The 18,102-nt window shown below is 56.2% G+C and carries 18 protein-coding genes and 1 rRNA gene; 11 read left to right on the top strand and 8 right to left on the bottom strand.

Annotated features, from left to right (window positions below):
* The first annotated feature begins 146 nt into the window (after positions 1-146).
* The 8 genes from DWV57_RS05210 to DWV57_RS05175 all read left to right on the top strand — a co-directional run bounded on the left by DWV57_RS05210 (position 147) and on the right by DWV57_RS05175 (position 8,064).
* Positions 147-863, top strand: a complete 717-nt coding sequence (locus DWV57_RS05210; RefSeq protein ID WP_120020177.1) for a hypothetical protein — start codon at positions 147-149, stop codon at positions 861-863.
* Positions 864-1,217: 354 nt separating this feature from the next.
* Positions 1,218-2,225 (top strand): LacI family DNA-binding transcriptional regulator, encoded by a 1,008-nt coding sequence (locus DWV57_RS05205; protein ID WP_120020176.1) that lies wholly within the window; start codon positions 1,218-1,220, stop codon positions 2,223-2,225.
* Positions 2,226-2,296: 71 nt separating this feature from the next.
* The gene (locus DWV57_RS05200) at positions 2,297-3,637 is read left to right on the top strand and encodes an ABC transporter substrate-binding protein (RefSeq protein ID WP_118528795.1); all 1,341 of its coding nucleotides are present in this window, start codon (positions 2,297-2,299) and stop codon (positions 3,635-3,637) included.
* Between the two features lie 104 nt (positions 3,638-3,741).
* Positions 3,742-4,593 (top strand): sugar ABC transporter permease, encoded by an 852-nt coding sequence (locus tag DWV57_RS05195; protein ID WP_118528793.1) that lies wholly within the window; start codon positions 3,742-3,744, stop codon positions 4,591-4,593.
* Positions 4,593-5,435, top strand: a complete 843-nt coding sequence (locus DWV57_RS05190) for a carbohydrate ABC transporter permease (RefSeq protein WP_120020175.1) — start codon at positions 4,593-4,595, stop codon at positions 5,433-5,435. Before DWV57_RS05195 ends, DWV57_RS05190 begins: the two co-directional genes overlap by 1 nt.
* A 15-nt stretch (positions 5,436-5,450) precedes the next feature.
* Positions 5,451-6,914, top strand: coding sequence for a 4-alpha-glucanotransferase (gene malQ / locus DWV57_RS05185; protein ID WP_120020174.1), 1,464 nt, complete (start codon positions 5,451-5,453; stop codon positions 6,912-6,914).
* Positions 6,915-7,195: 281 nt separating this feature from the next.
* A complete protein-coding gene (locus DWV57_RS05180; protein ID WP_120020173.1) occupies positions 7,196-7,654 on the top strand; it encodes a hypothetical protein in 459 nt (152 codons plus the stop codon).
* A gap of 47 nt (positions 7,655-7,701) precedes the next feature.
* On the top strand, positions 7,702-8,064 hold the full coding sequence (locus tag DWV57_RS05175; RefSeq protein ID WP_097777665.1) for a hypothetical protein: 363 nt from the start codon (positions 7,702-7,704) through the stop codon (positions 8,062-8,064).
* Positions 8,065-8,131: 67 nt separating this feature from the next.
* On the opposite strand, the gene DWV57_RS05170 is transcribed toward DWV57_RS05175, so the two are convergent.
* The gene (locus DWV57_RS05170; RefSeq protein ID WP_120020172.1) at positions 8,132-9,424 is read right to left on the bottom strand and encodes a galactokinase family protein; all 1,293 of its coding nucleotides are present in this window, start codon (positions 9,422-9,424) and stop codon (positions 8,132-8,134) included.
* Between the two features lie 230 nt (positions 9,425-9,654).
* Between DWV57_RS05170 and DWV57_RS05165 the strand changes: the two genes are divergently transcribed.
* From DWV57_RS05165 to DWV57_RS14455, 3 genes are all read left to right on the top strand, one after another.
* Positions 9,655-10,515, top strand: a complete 861-nt coding sequence (locus DWV57_RS05165; protein ID WP_005939008.1) for an AraC family transcriptional regulator — start codon at positions 9,655-9,657, stop codon at positions 10,513-10,515.
* A 12-nt stretch (positions 10,516-10,527) separates the two neighbouring features.
* Positions 10,528-11,901, top strand: coding sequence for a 23S rRNA (uracil(1939)-C(5))-methyltransferase RlmD (gene rlmD, locus DWV57_RS05160; protein ID WP_120020171.1), 1,374 nt, complete (start codon positions 10,528-10,530; stop codon positions 11,899-11,901).
* A 73-nt stretch (positions 11,902-11,974) separates the two neighbouring features.
* A complete protein-coding gene (locus DWV57_RS14455) occupies positions 11,975-12,112 on the top strand; it encodes a hypothetical protein (protein WP_154261047.1) in 138 nt (45 codons plus the stop codon).
* Positions 12,113-12,181: 69 nt separating this feature from the next.
* Here DWV57_RS14455 and DWV57_RS05155 read toward each other — a convergent pair whose 3' ends face one another.
* The 7 genes from DWV57_RS05155 to rrf form a co-directional block, all read right to left on the bottom strand.
* Positions 12,182-12,976 (bottom strand): ATP-binding cassette domain-containing protein, encoded by a 795-nt coding sequence (locus DWV57_RS05155; RefSeq protein WP_005939014.1) that lies wholly within the window; start codon positions 12,974-12,976, stop codon positions 12,182-12,184.
* Positions 12,969-13,910, bottom strand: a complete 942-nt coding sequence (locus DWV57_RS05150; RefSeq protein WP_005939016.1) for an ABC transporter permease — start codon at positions 13,908-13,910, stop codon at positions 12,969-12,971. Before DWV57_RS05150 ends, DWV57_RS05155 begins: the two co-directional genes overlap by 8 nt.
* A gap of 113 nt (positions 13,911-14,023) precedes the next feature.
* A complete protein-coding gene (locus tag DWV57_RS05145; RefSeq protein ID WP_097778402.1) occupies positions 14,024-15,055 on the bottom strand; it encodes an ABC transporter substrate-binding protein in 1,032 nt (343 codons plus the stop codon).
* 189 nt (positions 15,056-15,244) lie between these two features.
* Entirely contained in the window at positions 15,245-15,970 is a 726-nt protein-coding gene (locus DWV57_RS05140; protein ID WP_120020170.1) for a YkgJ family cysteine cluster protein, read from the bottom strand.
* Between the two features lie 170 nt (positions 15,971-16,140).
* Positions 16,141-16,866: a response regulator gene (locus tag DWV57_RS05135; RefSeq protein WP_118528775.1), complete on the bottom strand. Its 726-nt coding sequence runs from the start codon at positions 16,864-16,866 to the stop codon at positions 16,141-16,143.
* 4 nt (positions 16,867-16,870) lie between these two features.
* Positions 16,871-17,734 carry a TraX family protein gene (locus DWV57_RS05130; RefSeq protein ID WP_118528773.1) on the bottom strand — a complete coding sequence of 288 codons (864 nt, stop codon included), beginning with the start codon at positions 17,732-17,734 and terminating at the stop codon, positions 16,871-16,873.
* Positions 17,735-17,871: 137 nt separating this feature from the next.
* Positions 17,872-17,988: ribosomal RNA gene (rrf, locus tag DWV57_RS05125) — 5S ribosomal RNA — on the bottom strand.
* Between the last annotated feature and the right edge of the window lie 114 nt (positions 17,989-18,102).

Below are 18,102 nucleotides of genomic sequence, written 5' to 3'. Positions count from 1 at the left end.
TCAACTCAATCAAAATAATCAGCAATCAGCAAAGCGCTCTCACCGATGACAAGGTGGAAGCGCTTTTTTTGTCTTTTCCTTCCGGCCCGGATGTGCTATACTGAGTTCAGGAGGCGTTTTATTATTTTTTGAGGAGGTTTTCTGTCATGAAAAAACGGTATCTTAGACTTGCGGCGCTGACGGCCGGTGTGCTGCTGGCCGCACAGACCGGTCTTTCCGCTGCTGCACTCTCCACCTTTGATGCAGCATACTACGCTGCACAGTATCCGGATGTTGCAGCCGTATGCGGCAATGACGAAGATGCGCTGCTGCGTCATTATCTGGACCACGGCATTGACGAAGGCCGCAAACCTTCTGCGGACGGCATTGCCGGTGATGACGAGCTGTCTTTGACCGAAGCGCAGTTTTTTTCTCTCTGGTCGCCGGTGGCCATCAACAAGCTGGCTCACTACAAGTCTCTCAAGCGCAAATGCACCGACGAGGAGTTTGCGCAGGCATATCAGGAAGCGTTGAAGGTGGTCACACCGCTGGCGCTCATGAGCCGGGAAGACCAGCTTTACGGCATTGCCTCTGCCCTGCGTGCGGTGGTGGATGATGGCTCCATGGCTTACTCTATGGAAGCCAACCATTACAACGACCCCTACGGTTATTTTGTACTGCGCACAGCATCCTGTGCCGGGTGTGCCCGGGCCACCGCTCTGTGTCTGGACATTCTGGGCATCCCCTATGAGCATGTGAACGAGAACCAGTACAGCCACCAGTGGTGCCGCGTGCCCATGGAGGACGGCAGCTACTGGATCTGCGATGCGTTTGGCCTGTACTGCGGCCCGGAACCCGCACCCTATCAGCACCCGTATTTTTGAAAAAGCGGATAAACCATTTCAAAACCATGCAATGCCCGGCAGGCTGTGTTATCTGCCGGGCATTGCTTTTTTCTTTCTCCTTTTATAAAACCACTGCTCTATGTTGAAAAGTTACAAATTGGTACGGTTTTACCGGTTGTTTCTGATTTGTACCGGGAATTTGCGGAACTGTCGGCATATTTTGATTTGTACGCAATTCAATCTGCACAAAAACAGCTCAAGATGCTGTGCAATTTTCACGAAAACACTTTTAGGTTATTGATTTTTTATACAAATTATGCCATACTATAGCCACTGAAAACGTTCCCGACAACGTTCCCGAATCTATTACCGAAAGTGAGGTACTCCGACAAAATGCCGAATCTGACCATTAAGGACATTGCCCGGATCAGCGGCTGCTCGGTGAGCACCATTTCTCGTGTCATCAACGACCGGCCCGATGTCCGGCCCGAGACCAAGGAACATGTACTTAAGGTAATGCGGGAGGCCGGGTTCGTGCCCAACACCAATGCACGGCAGCTGAAGATCCAGCAGTCCCGCAGTCTGGTGTTTGTGGTCAAAGGCACCCGCAATCTCTTCTTCTCGGACTTCTTAGTCCAGCTGCAGCGGGCCGCTACCCTGTATGGCTACAATGGCATCGTTTCCTATCTGGATGAAAACGCCAACGAGATCGATGCCGCTGAAAAGATCCTGCGGGAGATCAAGCCCAAAGGTATAATTTTTCTGGGCGGCAGCGTAGCCAACTTCAAAAAGGGCTTTGCCAATATCACAGTCCCCTCGGTGCTGACCACACTGGTCTCCGACGAGCTGGACTTTCCTAATCTTTCCATGGTGGGCGTGGATGACCGCGCCGCAGCCTACGCTGCTGTGGACTACCTTATCCAGCAGGGGCACCGCAAGATCGCAGTGCTGGGCGGTCCTGTCACCAGCTATCCCAGCGTGATGCGCCGCGAGGGTGCACAGCAGGCGATGCGGGACGCAGGCATCCTGTTCAGCGACAAGCTGTACGGCCTTTCCAACTACGATTTTGAGTCTGCCTATCACGCTGTGAACAGCCTGCTGGCCCGCCGGGCCGACTTCACCGCCCTGTTCGCCATGAGCGATGTGATCGCCTTAGGTGCCATCCGCGCGTTGGTGAGCGCCGGGCTGCGGGTGCCGGAGGATGTTTCGGTGATCGGCTTTGACGGCATCACGATGTCCCGTTACTGTGTGCCTGTTCTGACTACCGTTGTGCAGCCCAGCGAGCAGATCTCACTGCAGAGCATTGAGCTGCTGGTGCGGCAGATCGAGCACGGTGCCCCGGCCCAGACCATCACCTTGCAGCCGGAGCTGCAGCAGGGTGAGAGCGTGAGGAGCATCTAAACTTTGTATTCCCTCCGTCAGGGGACGGAGATTTTAAAATTGTTTATTTTTAATAAGAAGGAGAACTTATTATGAAGAAAATGATCACTCGTCGTAACTTCCTGAAGGCCGCTGGCGTTTCCGCCGCTGCTCTGGGTCTGGCTGCCTGCGGCGGCTCTTCCAACAGCACCGCTTCCTCTGCTGCCGGTTCTGCTGCTGCTTCCAGCACTGCTGCAAAGGCTGACGGCAAGGTCTACTACCTGAACTTCAAGCCCGAGCAGGATCAGGCTTGGCAGGATCTGGCCGCCGAGTACACCAAGGAGACCGGCGTGCCTGTGACTGTCGTTACCGCTGCTTCCGGCCAGTACGAGACCACCCTGATGAGCGAGATGGAAAAGAGCGAAGCTCCCACCCTGTTCCAGGTGAACGGCCCTGTGGGTCTGGCAAACTGGAAGGATTACTGCTACGATCTGTCCGGCAGTCAGGTCTATGGTGAGCTGACCAGCGACTCCTTCGCACTGAAGGATGGCGACGCTGTTACCAGCATTGCATATGTCATCGAGACCTACGGCATCATCTATAACAAGGAACTGCTGAGCGCCGCCGGCTACACGCAGGACGATATCAAGGGCTTTGCTGATCTGAAGAAGGTCGCTGACGATATTCAGGCACGCAAGGCTGAGCTGGGCGTGGACGGTGCTTTCACTTCTGCCGGCATGGACGGTTCTTCTGACTGGCGTTTCAAGACCCATCTGGCAAACCTGCCCATCTACTACGAGTACAAGGCAGACGGTATCAGCTCCACCGATGCCATCAAGGGCACCTATCTGGACAACTACAAGCAGATCTGGGATCTGTACATCACCGATTCCACCTGCGACCCCACCCTGCTGGCTTCCAAGACCGGCAACGACGCTGTGGCTGAGTTCGTGGGCAAGAAAGCTGTGTTCTACCAGAACGGTACCTGGGCTTACAGCGATGTGAAGGATCTGGGTGACGACAATCTGGGTATGCTGCCCATCTACATCGGCGTGGATGGCGAGGAGAATCAGGGCCTGTGCACCGGTTCCGAGAACTTCTGGTGCGTGAACAACACCTCTTCTGATGCCGACATTCAGGCTACTCTGGACTTCCTGTACTGGTGTGTCACCTCCGAGGCCGGCACCAGCGCAATGGCCGACGACATGGGCTTCGTGATCCCCTTCAAGGCTGCCAAGGACTCCACCAATCCTCTGATCGCCATTGCAAACGACTACGTTGCTGCGGGCAAGACCAGTGTTGACTGGTGCTTCTCCACTATGCCTTCTGAAGAGTGGAAGAACGGCGTTGGTTCCGCTCTGACCGCTTACGCAGCAGGCACCGGCGACTGGGACGGCGTTGTGACCGCCTTCGTCGATGGCTGGGCCAAGGAATACAAGCTGGCAAACGGCTAAGCTCCTGATCGCTCCATAAAAAAAGAACTGAACAGGGAGGCGGGCGAAGAAGTTCGCCCCGCCTCCCCTTTTTTGTTAACCACTCCGCATATAGGAGGTACATCATGCAAAAAGCCATCAGCAAATATTGGCCAGTGTTCGTGCTGCCCACGCTGCTCGCGTTCATCATCGGCTTTATCTGGCCCTTTATCTGGGGCATTTACCTTTCGTTCCAGCGGTTCACTACTGTTAGCAAGACCACCTTTGTGGGCATCCAGAACTACATCAGCGTATTTCAGGATTCCACCTTCCTGCACGCCTTCGGCTTTACCGCAGCCTTCACTGTAGTATCCACCGTGCTCATCAACGTCTGCGCCTTTGCCATTGCGCTGGTGCTCACCCGCGGCATCCGCGGCACCAACATCTTCCGTACCGTCTACTTCATGCCCAACCTGATCGGCGGCATCCTGCTGGGCTACATCTGGCAGATTCTGCTCAACGGTGTGCTGGCCAACCTGCAGAAACCCCTGCTGGCGCTGGATGCCAAGGCCGGTTTCGTCGGTCTGGTCATCCTGATGTGCTGGCAGCAGATCGGCTACATGATGATCATTTACGTTGCCGGCCTGCAGAGCGTGCCCGGCGACCTGATCGAAGCCGCTAAGATCGACGGTGCCAACGACCGCGAGATCCTGTTCAAGATCAAGATTCCCATGGTCATGCCCAGCGTGACCATCTGCACCTTCCTGACCCTGACCAACAGCTTCAAACTGTTCGACCAGAACGTTGCCCTGACCGCAGGCGAACCCGCCAATGCCAGTGAAATGCTGGCCCTGAACATCTACAACACCTTCTATGGCCGTTCCGGTGCCCAGTGGAAGGGCATTGGTCAGGCGAAGGCTGTGGTGTTCTTCCTGATCGTCGTGGTCATTTCTCTGATCCAGCTCCACTTTACCCGTTCCAAGGAGGTGCAGCAGTAATGCCTAAACAGAAAAAAATGTGGGATAACATCCTCACCGTCATCATGACGCTGCTGAGTCTGCTGTGGATCTACCCCATCGTGCTGATCCTGCTGAACAGCTTGAAGATCGAGGGCACCTTTACCACCTCCACTGTGTTCAAGCTGCCCACCGCCGAGACCTTTGCGGGCCTGAGCAACTACGTTTACGGTGTCACCAAGATGGGCTTCCTTTCCAGCCTTGGCTACAGCCTTGTCATCACCGTTACCAGTGTGGCGCTGATCCTGCTGTGCTGCTCCATGACCGGTTGGTACCTCACCCGCGTGAACAATAAGCTGAGCAAGTTCATGAACCTGCTGATCGTGTTCTCCATGGTCGTGCCCTTCCAGATGGTCATGTTCACCCTGTCCAAGACCGCTGACCAGCTCAATCTGAACACCCCGTGGAACATCTGCATCATCTATCTGGGCTTCGGTGCCGGTCTGGCCGTGTTCATGTTCACCGGCTTCATGAAGAGCGTGCCCATGGAAATTGAGGAAGCGGCCATGATCGACGGCTGCAACCCCATTCAGATCTTCTTCAAGGTCGTATTCCCCATCCTCAAGCCCACCATGATCTCCACCGCCATCCTTGAGACCATGTGGGTGTGGAACGACTACCTGCTGCCCACTCTGGTGCTGGACATCAAGAAATACCGCACCATTCCCATGGCCATCCAGTACTTCCGCGGCGGCTACGGCCGTGTGGAGCTGGCTCCCATGATGGCCTGCATCATCATTGCCATCATCCCCATCATCATCCTGTACATCACCTGCCAGAAGTACATCATCGAGGGCGTGGTTGCAGGTGCTGTGAAGGGCTAAGGAGGTGCGCACACTATGCGTGCAAGCGGCATTCTGATGCCCGTTTTCAGTCTGCCGGGGCCTTTTGGCATCGGTACGCTGGGAAAAGAGGCCTTTGCATTCGTGGATTTTCTGGCCGATGCAAAGCAGACCTACTGGCAGATCCTGCCCATCGGCCCCACCGGCTACGGCGACAGCCCTTACCAGAGCTTCTCCGCCTTTGCCGGAAATCCCTATTTTATCGATTACCGCCTGCTGGCTGCGGACGATTTGCTGACCGCCGACGAGATCCCCGCTGAAAAGCCGGTCGGTTCTGTCGACTACGGTGCCCTTTACAACGAGCGGCCTGTTGTCCTGAAAAAGGCTGCTGACCGTCTGCTGGCAGCTCCCTCCCCCGCCTACAAAGCCTTCTGCAAAGAGCAGGCTTTCTGGCTGGAGGATTACGCCCTGTTCATGGCTGTGAAAACTGCACAGGGTCAGGCCGGCCTTGCTGACTGGCCGGATGCACTGCGCTGCCGCCAGCCGGAAGCCATTGCCGAAGCCAAAGCAGCGCTTGCCGGAAGCATTGGCTACTACAAGGCGGTGCAGTTCTTCTTCTACACCCAGTGGAACGCCCTGAAGGCTTACGCCAACAGCAAGGGCATCAAACTGGTGGGCGATATTCCCATCTATGTCAGCCCGGATTCCAGTGATCTGTGGACCCACCCGGAACTGTTCCAGACCGATGGCCAGATGCACCTGACGCAGGTTGCCGGATGCCCGCCGGATGCCTTTGCAGCGGATGGTCAGCTATGGGGCAATCCGCTGTACGACTGGCCTGTTCACAAGGCCACCGGCTTTGCGTGGTGGAAGCAGCGCATGAAGCACGCCACCTCCATTTACGATGTGGTGCGCATCGACCACTTCCGCGGCTTCGAGAGCTATTACTCCATTCCCGCCGGGAACAAAACGGCGGCGGGCGGCCACTGGGAAAAAGGCCCTGACCGCGATTTTATCAACGCCATGCACGAAAACCTTGGCGAGGGCGGCATCATTGCCGAGGATCTTGGCTACCTGACCCCGGAGGTCAAGGCCATGCTTTCTGCCAGCGGCTATCCGGGCATGAAGATCATGCAGTTTGCCTTTGACAGCCGGGAATCCGGCAATTACCTGCCCCACACCTACCACCGCAACAGCGTGGTGTACACCGGCACCCACGACAATGTGACCACCGAAGGCTGGCGTACCAACGCCGGTGCCGAGGATGTGGCCTATGCCTGCCGCTACCTGCGCTGCCAGCCGGAAGAGCTGACCGAGGCCATGATCTGTGCCTGCCTTGCCAGTGTATCGGATACCGCTGTGATCCCTCTGGCGGACTGGCTGCATCTGGGCAGTGAGGCCCGCATCAACACTCCCAGCACCCAAGGCTCCAACTGGCAGTGGCGGCTCACCTGTCCCCTGCCGGAAGCACTGGCCGGGCACATTGCGCAGCTGACCGTGCTCTACGAACGGGCACAGTAATTCCCCGATCATTTTCTCCCCATAAAAGCGCCTGCACCCGGAATCTGCAGGCGCTTTTGCTTTTTCTACAGAACATTTTTTCAGGACCAGATTATGGACATATTGCGCATTTTTGGGCTGATATCCGTGATTTTACCGTCTTTCCGCAACAGTTTATTCACAAATGTATCATGATTTTGCACATCTCTGCTCTTGTTATTTGGACACAGTTATGTTACAATTCAGATAGTATTATTGTCTGCCTTTGTGCAGATTCCACTACGGAAAGGAGTTCTTCCATCATGGATTATCCCAATCAGAATACCATGCTTTTACCGGCTTCCTATGCCGTTATCTCCGAAGAGGAAATGACCTATCTGGATGGCGGTCAGTCCATCTACCTTGGCTCAGCCTTTAATCACGATATTTATTTCAACACCGATCAGTTTGCTACATTCTGCCAGAATGCAGCGATCAACCTGTTCGTGCTGATGACCAACTATTCCTTCCGGTACATCGCAGGCCGTGTGCAGTCCGGTCTGTCGAATGGTCTGAGCCTGTCCGGCACCTTCTATCACACCTGGGATAAGATGAACACCTGGAGCCGTATCGCTTCTGTGGGCGTTGCCGGTCTGGCCGGTGTCTATGTCTATTCGCAGGTCATGAACGTCATTCGTACCGTTACAAGCATCTACGATCAGATCGTGAACCCCATGCCGAGCTTTGATGCCGCTCAGGCCGAGGGAACCGCTGCCGCCTGAGTTTGATCCCATTCCTGGAACGATCTTGTCAGAAAGGAGCTTTCTCCATGAAAAACCTTCAGATGCCGCATTCATACATTTCTGTTTCCGAAGAAGAGCTGCGCAGTATTTCCGGCGGCGGGCCGCTGGGCGATGCACTGGATCTTTTCTTCAGCAATCTGCGTCTGGACGATCTTTTCTTTAGCGGCGGATTGATCTCACTTTCTTTCACCTTTGTGCCCATGCTGCTGTTCAATGTGGTAAAGACAGGATTCAACTTCGTGGTGAGCGCCTACGATACCATCGCAGACCTGTTCCATTTTTCCCACGAGGAGCGGGACATGGTGCAGTATATCTCGGATCAGCAGCAGCGCCGGGAAGAAGAAAAAGAGCAGGCTCAGTCCGCTCCCGGCCCGAAACCGGTTTTCTGAACTTTTCAAGCAGTATAAAGCATAGCAAAAAACGCATCTGCAAAATCTTGCAGATGCGTTTTTGTTTTCAGATCACTTTCACTGCCCCCTGCTCCCGCAGACGCAGAATGTAGCAGCTGCCCTTGCCGAATACCCGCTCGATCTCGCTGTGATAGCGTTCCAGCAGGCTCTGGGGAACATACGCCTGAATGGTGCCTGCAAAGCCGCCGCCCTGCATCCGCCAGGCTCCCGTGCTGCCCTGCAGGATACTCTGGCTCAGCGCCAGTGCCACCGAAAGCCCCTGATGCCGCACATCGGTGCTGCAGTAGACATTCTGGCATAGCGCAAAGGATGCGCGTCCGCTTTCCAGCACCAGCGCTGCAAAGGCAGCAAACTGCCCGGCTTGCAGCGCGTCCCTCTGGGCAAGGGTGCGAGCGTTCTCTTCAAAATAGTGGATGGCGCGCAGCACCGCGCGGTCGCCGCAGGCTTTGCGCAGTGCAGGCAGTGCTGCCCAGAATGCGCTCTCCGTCACCTGTCCCAGCACCTTTTTGCCAAGAAACGCTGCGATCTGCTCCATCTCCTGCCGGATGGCTGCAAACTCACCGGTCAATTCGCTGTGGCTGCCGCGCGTATCGGTAACGCACAGGCTCATGCCCGGCGGCAGCAGACCGTCGGCGTGGATCTTTTCCAGAACCGGCTGCTGGGGGTCTGCAAAATCCGCAAAGATAATGCCGCCCACTGCGCTGGTCAGCTGATCCAGCAGGCCGCTGGGCTTGCCAAAATAGGTATTCTCCGCATACTGACAGATCTTTGCCAGCTCCGCCGGGGCCAGACCGCAGCCATATTCTCCGTTCCAGATGGCAGCCATGCCCATTTCAAAGGCAGCAGAACTGGAAAGGCCGCTGCCGCGCAGCACATCACTGGCCGTGTATGCATCAAAGCCGCCCACCGCTTTGCCTGCCGCGCGGAAGCCCTCGGCAATGCCGCGGATCAGGCTGGCCGAGTGGGTGCTCTCCCCTTCCTGCGGCCCCTCCACGGTCAGGTCGATCACATCCAGCTTGTTGAACCCGCGGGATTTGACCCGCACGTAGCCGTCTGTATTGTGCGCAGCCACGGCCACAAGATCCAGCGTGACAGCCGCCGCAAGGCCATAACCGTGCTGGTGGTCGGTGTGGTTACCGCCCAGCTCTGCGCGGCCCGGTGCCGAATAAACCTGCACCTGCCTGCCCGGCCCAAAGTACAGCTCAAACTGTTCCAGCGCAGCACAGTAGCGTGCCCGCTGCCGACAGATCTCCTGCGCCGCATCGCCATACAGTGCCCGGAGCTTATCGTCCCATTTGCCCGCCGCGATCTCATTTCGGAGCTGCGCACTGTTTGCCATAACGATTCCTCCCTCAATATGCTGCTTTGGGATAGATGGGTATGTTACGTCTATTGTAATGCATCCAACCGCTTTTTTCAATTTCCAACGCTGAAAAAGCGCGAATTTTGGCACCCAGTTCAAAGAATAAGATGTACTTTTGTTGAATTTGCGGGCAGATGTGTGGTATACTATACCAAAGATCGGGCACAAAGCTGCCCGCAACGTGACAGAGCGGAGGAAACGCGGCTATGGCAGATGTATATAAGCAATCCTTCAAACAAAATTATACCAATAATATTGAGCTTTCCATCTTCAATTGCGGCATCGAACGCTGTGCTCCGGGCCAAACATGGGGGCCGGGTATCCGCGACCATTACCTAATCCATCTGGTACTTTCCGGCAAGGGCGTGTTCGAGGTGGGCGGACGCACCTGGGAAGTGAGCCAGGGTCAGCTGTTTTTTGCCCGGCCAAGCCAGCTGATCCGGTATACTGCCGATGAGCAGCAGCCTTGGGAGTACAGCTGGGTAGGCTTCAACGGTGCGTGTGCCCACAAACTGGCCGCGCAGCTCCCCTTCACCGACGACTCGCCGGTGCATCACACCCACGACCCCGATGGGATGCGTGCCGCTCTGGCCAACATTTATTCCTCCCGCGGGCTGCAGCCGCAGGATGAAGCCGCCATGGTGGGCTACCTTTATCTCTTCATCGCTTCTCTGATGAAGGAGACCAGCGCTGGCAAACCGCACACAGCTTCCTCTTCCAGCCAGTATGTGCTCAACGCCATCAAGTACATCCAGTTCAATTATTCACACGATATTTCCATTGATGATGTGGCAAAAAGCGTAGGTGTCTCCCGCAGCCACCTGTACCGCGTGTTCATGCTGAACGTAGGCAAAAGCCCCATCGATTACCTTACCGAATACCGCATCAACGAAGCCTGCAAGCTGCTGCGCGCAGGCAACCTTTCCATTGCCGAGGTCGCGGTGTCGGTAGGCTTCTTTGACCAGTTCTATTTCTCGCGGGTATTCAAGCGCGCCAAGGGCGTGCCACCCAGCAAGTATTTTGCGGCGCAGGCTGATGCTCCCGCCGACGGCCCCGACCACCAGTAAAGGAGACCCTTCATGCCCTTACAGAAAAATCAAGTTCTCACCCTGCGCGTAGAGCGTCTTTCCAGCGATGGCAGCGGCGTAGCACACAGCCCCGACGGTGAGACCGTGTTTATTCCCGGTGCCGCCCCCGGCGACGAAGCCCGGGTGCGTATCGTTAAGGACTGCAAGCGCTACGCCTTCGGTATTCTGGACGAGGTGCTCACTCCTTCGCCGGACCGTATCCCGGTGGATTGTGCCGTGGCAGGCCCCTGCGGCGGCTGCAGCCTGCGGCATCTGGACTATGCTGCCGAGCTGCGCGCCAAGCAGGAGAATGTTGCAGATGCCTTTGCCCGCATCGGAGGATTGGATGTGCCTGTGCTGCCCATTGTGGGTTCGCCGGAAGTGAACCGCTACCGCAATAAGGTGCAGTTCCCGGTGGGCGTGGACAAAAGCGGTAAGCCCTGTATCGGCTTCTACGCCGGGCGCACCCATCGTATCGTCCCCTGCCCGGACTGCCGCCTGCAGCCCGGTGTGCTGAATGAGATCGGCAACGCATTGTGCGCTTTTTTTGCAGAAAAGGGCATTCAGCCGTACGGCGAGGAGACCGGAAAGGGCCTTGTGCGTCATATCTTTCTGCGTCGCGGCGCTCACAGCGGCCAGATCATGGTCTGCCTTGTCTGCACCTGTGCCAAGCTGCCCTGCGCCGAGGAGCTTTGTACCCGGCTGAAAGCTCAATTTGCAGAGATCACCACGATCCTGCTGAACGTAAATGCAAAAAACACCAACGTGATCCTTGGCACCGAGACCCACACTCTGTACGGCCCGGGCTATATTGAGGACACCCTGTGCGGCGTTCCGGTGCAGCTTGGCCCGCTTTCCTTCTATCAGGTCAATACCCTTGCTGCCGAGCAGCTTTACGGCATTGCCGCCCAGTATGCTCAGCTTACCCCGGACGACCTGCTGTTGGACCTCTACTGCGGCATGGGCACTATTGGTCTTTCCATGGCAGCACACTGCCGTGAGCTGATCGGTGTGGAGATCGTACCGGAAGCCATTGAAAGTGCCAAGGCTAACGCTGCCCGCATGGGTGCAGATGTGGCCGCAAAGAGCCGATTTTTCTGCGCAGATGCCGGTCAGGCCGCCACCCGCCTTGCCGCTGAGGGCCTTCACCCGGACATCGTAATGCTGGATCCTCCCCGCAAGGGCTGCGACGAAGCCACCCTTTCCGCTGTCGTGCGCATGTCTCCCCGCCGGGTGGTCTACGTCAGCTGCAACCCCGCCACCGCCGCAAGAGATGCTGCATGGCTGGAACAAAATGGATATCACGCAGAGAAGGTGCAGCCGGTGGATCTGTTTCCAAGAACACGGCATTGCGAGGTTGTGAGTTGTTATACCAAAATGATGTAACAAACGCAACCCTCAAGCCATTGCGAATGTGTGCTGAGCCTTTCCAACTTTCCAAGGCGTGAGGTTTGAAAAAATGGCTATTCCAAAATATAATGAACTTTACTCGCTGTTCCTCTTTGCGATTCAGGACGGTGCCCCGCATTCTTCAAAAGATGTAAAGAAAATCATCTCCCAAAAACTCCAATTAACCGCCTTGCTCTTGAATTGGTAAACATACATAAAAAGCGCCCGTCCCGGTTTTTTCCGGGACAGGCGCTTTGCATTTTAGCCTTGTAATTTATCAGGACAGAATCATGCGGTCATTTGCAAACTCGCCGCCGCTGGCAATCTGGAACTTTGCCAGCAGGTCGGAGACGTGCAGGTTCTTCTTTTCCTCACCGGAAACATCATAGATGATATGGCCTTCGTACATCATGATCAGGCGGTTGCCATACTTAATGGCATCCTTCATGTTGTGGGTGATCATCATGGTGGTGAGGTGGTTTTCCTCCACGATTTTGGCCGAGAGGGTCAGCACCTTGAGCGCGGTCTTGGGGTCCAGCGCAGCGGTATGCTCGTCCAGCAGCAGGAGCTTTGGCTTGTTCATGGTAGCCATCAGCAGGGTCAGTGCCTGACGCTGGCCGCCGGAAAGCAGGCCCACACGGGCCGTCAGGCGGTCTTCCAGACCCAGATCCAGCGTTTTGAGCAGTTCACGGTACTGCTCGCGCTCTGCCTTGGTAATGCCAATGCGCAGGGTGCGGGGCTTGCCGCGGCGTGCAGCCAGGGCAAGGTTCTCTTCGATCTGCATGGTGGCAGCAGTGCCGGTCATGGGGTCCTGAAACACGCGGCCGATGTAAGCGGCACGCTGATGCTCGCTCAGGCGGGTCACATCCACACCGTCAATAATGATCTTGCCTTCGTCCACCGGCCACACACCGGCAACTGCGTTCAGCATGGTGGATTTGCCTGCACCGTTGCCGCCGATCACGGTAACGAAATCGCCCTCGTTCAGCTTCAGGTTCAGGCCGTTCAGGGCAGTTTTCTGGTTGACCGTGCCAGCGTTAAAGGTCTTGGAAACATTCTGGATCTCAAGCATTTTTTGCATCCTCCTTTGCCTTCTTCACCGGCTTCGAGAAGTACTTGCCCTTCCAGTACGGCACGGCAAGGAAAACAGCCACCACAGAAGCGCTCAGCAGCTTGAGCAGGTTGGCATCGAAACCCAGAGTCAGCACCAGCTGGATGACAATGTAGTAGATGATCGCCCCCAGAGAGACAGAAACCATCTTGAGTGCAAAGTTGTGGAAGATGCGGCTGAACAGAGCCTCGCCAATGATGACAGCAGCCAGACCAATGACGATCGCGCCACGGCCCATGCCGACATCTGCAAAGCCCTGATACTGGCTCAGCAGAGCGCCAGACAGCGCCACCAGACCGTTGGACACAGCCAGACCCAGCACGATATTGAAGTTGGTGTTGATGCCCTGCGCACGGGACATGGCAGGGTTAGAGCCGGTGGCACGAATGGCACAGCCCAGCTCGGTGCCGAAGAACCAGTACAGAATGCCGATCAGCACCGCTGTGACAATGATGATCATGACGATAGGGTTGTGGAGAGCGAACTCCTTGACCCAGCGCAGGGAGATCAGCAGGTTGTACTTGTCCACGTTGATGGCCTGATTGGCCTTGCCCATGATTTTGAGGTTAATGGAATACAGCGAAAGCTGGGTCAGGATGCCGGCAAGGATGGCCGGAATGCCCATAAATGTGTGCAGGACACCGGTGACGAGGCCGGACAGCAGGCCTGCCAGCAGCGCCATGAGCAGGGAGACCCAGACGTTCTGGCCGGACAGCAGGCACATGACGCACACTGCACCGCCGGTGCCAAAGGAGCCGTCCACGGTCAGATCGGCCACATCCAGAATACGGTAGGTCAGGTACACGCCAATGGCCATGATACCCCAGATAAGGCCCTGTGCACAGGCACCCGGCAAAGCGCCCGGCAGGTTTGCCAGTCTTGCAATGATTTCCAAAACAATTCCTCCTAAACGTTACACTTTTTTTACTTCCCGTTTGATACGGGAAAGCGGAGAAGAGCACTTTTTACCCTTCTCCGCTGATTTTCTGTTTGGTTTCCCGGAGTATTTTAGCCCTCGATCTCCTCGTAACCGTCGGGAACGGTCAGGCCCAGATCGTCGCAGATCGTCTTGTTGTACTTCTTGGTCACATCGGTGTACTCGATGGGCATGGTGGAGATATCAGCCTCGCCGTTCAGGATCTTCACTGCCATCTCACCAGTGGTGTAGCCCAGATCGTAGTAGCTGATGGAAAGGGTAGCCACACCGCAGCCGGCGCAGATGCCCTCTTCGCCAGCGAACACGGGCTTCTTGGCCGGGCGGCAGATGCCGTCCACAATGCCGGTGTTTGCAGCAACCGTGTTATCGGTGGGCACATACAGTGCGTCGTTCTCGTCGGCAGCCTTCTGGCAGACAGAGGACAGGTCATTGGAATCAGAGAAAGCGTACTGGGTAGCGGTGACACCCTTTTCCTCCAGATACTTCTGGACCTCATCCACCTGATACTGGCTGTTTGCCTCAGCAGAGCAGTACAGCAGGCCAACCTTCTTGGCCTCCGGCATCCACTCCACGATCATCTCAGCCTGCTGATCCAGCGGGGCCAAATCAGAGGTGCCGGAAATGTTGCCGCCCACGGTGCCGTCGAAATCGGTCAGGCCCAGAGCCACACCGTACTCGGTAACAGAGGTGCCCAGCACCGGAATGCTGTTGGTAGCAGACTGTGCAGCCTGCAGAGCGGGCGTAGCATTGGCCATGATCAGATCCACACCAGAGGAAACGAAGCCGTTGGTGATGGTAGCGCAGGTAGCGGAATCGCCCTGTGCATTCTGGAAATCGAAGGTGACGTTCTCGCCGAAGGAAGCAGTCAGAGCATCCTCAAAGCCCTGCGTAGCGGCATCCAGAGCGGCATGCTGCACCAACTGGCAGATGCCGATCGTGAACTTCTGGCCATCGGCTGCAGCAGAAGCAGCAGCGGAGGATGCAGGCGCAGCGGAAGAAGCAGCTGCAGAAGATGCAGAAGAACCGCCGCAGGCAGTCAGGGCAGCAGCTGCGCCGCAGGCAGCGGCAGCAGCCAGAAACGAACGACGAGTGATTTTACGCATAATGTTTCTCTCCTCTATCTCTTTGCGTGTGCGGCCTACAGATACCGCACCGGAAAGCTATGTTTTGTATGCAAGGCTCGTACAGTCTCGCTTTACACTCGTGAAGTATATCACACATTTCACGGTAAAACAACTCACTTTTGCCCTAAAACGGCCTTTATTATCGATTGCATCAAATATATCGATCGATTATTTTGATGCGTTATTCCGTTTTTGCTGATATTCCGTCAGTTTTGCAAATTCAGCATCCAGCCAGTGCAGGTTTTTCTCCAGCTGCGGCAAGAACGGTGCGGCATAGTCGTAGCCAAAATACAGCGCCTGCCAGAGCTTGTCCTGCATCCGATGCACCAGCACCGGGCTGAGCTGCGCACCCAGCTGTTCCACCGTGTCTTCCAGTGTCATGCAGGTCTGCGCCCAGCGCACATCGGTCTGTTCCCGGGCCGGGACATCGTAACGAGCAAGATAGTCCTCCACCCTTGCCTCGATCACCTGCCCGCCGCAGCCGGTGGGCTGCAGAAAATAGCTCACCTGTCCTTTCCTGCTGATCTCCTGCGCCAGCGGGTACAGAGCACACACCAGCGGTTCGGCATCGTGGATGGCGCAGTGATCTCCCGTAAGGAAGGGACAGTTGTTCCGGTTTTCCTTCACCGGGGCCAGACGCAGCACCGGCAAATGGCTCACCGTGCCAATGCTGGCCCGGCAATATCCCCGCGCCACGATCTGCGGCGGCAGGCGCAGCCGGGCTGCAATGCGCCACAGGTCAAAGCCTGAAAGTACAATGTCCTCTCTGCCACGGCAGCAGTCGCCGCAGCCATTGCACGCAAAGCTGAAATGTGCATCCCGCGCCAGCAGGGGCATTGCCTCGGTACGGGTAAAATCGATCTGGCCGCACAGGTCGATATGGTGGTCTCGCATCTGTTCTCTCCTCTTTCCTGCATAATAAATAACAGGTCTATTGTACCGCAGGGCCGGTTTTTGTGCAACAAAAAAGCTGCTGTACGCTTGACAGCAGCTCATAGTGGCGCAGCGCGCCCGCACTTGGGCGGTACATCTATGCCATCTCACCGATTTGGAACGGTTCCCGCTCAGCCATACAGCACCGCTTTCTGCTGCCGCTTGAGCCAGTGGTAAGTGATCACGCACACCAGAATGGAGAACAGCGAACCGCAGGCCGAAGCAAGACCCATAGGCAGCAGCGTCTGCGGGAAAAACTTGGATGCGAGGTAGGCACCCGGCACGCGCACCAGCAGAATGGACAGCGTGTTATGCAGGAAGGACAGCCCGGACTTGCCATAGGCGCAGAAATAGCCGCTGAAGCTGAACTGCACGCCTGCAAACAGGCAGTCAAAAATATAACCCCGGATGTAAGATGCACCGGCCAGCACCACAGCCTCGTCCGAGGTGAAGGGCCGCACCACTGACGGTGCAATGAACTGCACTGCTGCTGCCACGATCAGTCCAAAGGTCAGGCCAATGCCGATGGCGTAGCGCAGAATGGCATCCACACGGTCGTGCTTGCCGGCACCGATGTTCTGCGCGCCCAGCCCCTTCAGCACAGCGGCTTCATCCGTCCGGGCACTCAGAAACAGAATCGGTGCTTCGGTCAGGCCCCGGATGCAGCGGCACACCGCAAAGCCATCTTCTCCGGGCATCATCACATCCAGCAGGATGCAGTCCGCCCAGCGGCAGAGTGCTTCAGTCAGCTCCTGTCCGGAGCTGCGCGTCTCCACCCGGTGGCCGTCCCGCTCCAAGGCGGTGCGGATCAGCTTGCAGAGCTCCAGATTGTCATCCAGCGCCAGAATATTCGCCACAAAATCACCTCAACACGTTATAAACAAGGCAGGATGCCCCATACAGCAGATACACATGGGCGGGGTAGAACCAGTAGAACAGCTGCTTGTGCCCGCTGCCGCGCTGCCCGTTGTACAGCAGCATCAGCAGCACCGCCGCCACGCCGAACCACTCGTAGTAGTCGGTGAACATCTGCGTCCAGACAAAACCCGCCTGCCGGCAAGCCATCCCGAAGATCAGCGCAAAGTCACACAGGAAAACAGTCAGCGCCCATACCGTCAGCTGCACTTTGCGCCGTCCACGCAGGGCATACAGCAGCACGCCGCCCAGCAAAAAGCTCCAGCCGCCGTCCGTGATGGCTGTCCACATGGGCAGCGGGCTGGTGATGACAAATGCCACGACTGTCGAAGCGATGGGCATCTCCTGCACCTGCGGGAAGAGCAGCAGAAATACTATCACCACAAACGGCCAGAACAAAACGGCGGCAATGGCCGCAATACCCTTTGCCAGCTTCTTCTCCCGCAGCCAGTCGATGCCCTGCCAGACGACGCACAGCAGCATCAGATCTTGGAAGATGGCATTCTGGGGGTAGAAGCCGTCTCCACGCCGGAAGGCCTTGGCGTAGATCATAAAGAATTCCAGCGCCGCCATCGCCGCGCCAATAGCCCAGATGCGGATAAAATACCGCCTGCGGTCATGGGTATGGGCAAAGCCCTCCACGGTGCAGAACAGAAACAGCGGGGCACTCAGCCGCCCCAGCATACTGAGCACCGTCGGGATGCAGCCGGTGAATTCAAAGAAATAATGAATGTGATCCAGCACCATCAGTACCAGTGCAATGGTCTTGAGCTGGGTGCTATCCAGCCCTTTTTTCGTCAGTTTATCCATACAGAATCTCCTTTCTCTATACGTTCAGTGTAGCAGGAAATTCTGTAGAAAGTATAAGGTTTTTCTTTATCATACTATTTTCTGCCCCAAAACGCAACAAAAAATCCCTGAAAGGAAACCTCTCAGGGATACGATTAAGTCGGCGACTACCTATTTTCACGCGCCGTTTCCAGCGAACTATCTTCGGCACAAGTGAGCTTAACTTCTGTGTTCGGAATGGGAACAGGTGGAACCTCACCGTCATCGACACCGACCGATCTGACTGGTTCAGTATACCATAACTGGTCTACTTTGTCCAGTATTTCTTAGAAGGACGTGCCTTCAAAACTGAATAATCACTGCTCACATTTTTTCGTTGACTCTTAGAG

Origin of the sequence: Faecalibacterium sp. AF10-46 (assembly GCF_003604105.1) — a bacterium.
In the GTDB taxonomy this organism is placed as follows: domain Bacteria; phylum Bacillota; class Clostridia; order Oscillospirales; family Ruminococcaceae; genus Faecalibacterium; species Faecalibacterium taiwanense.
Note: the sequence above shows the minus strand (reverse complement) of the source record. Positions and strands in the feature narration are given on the sequence as shown.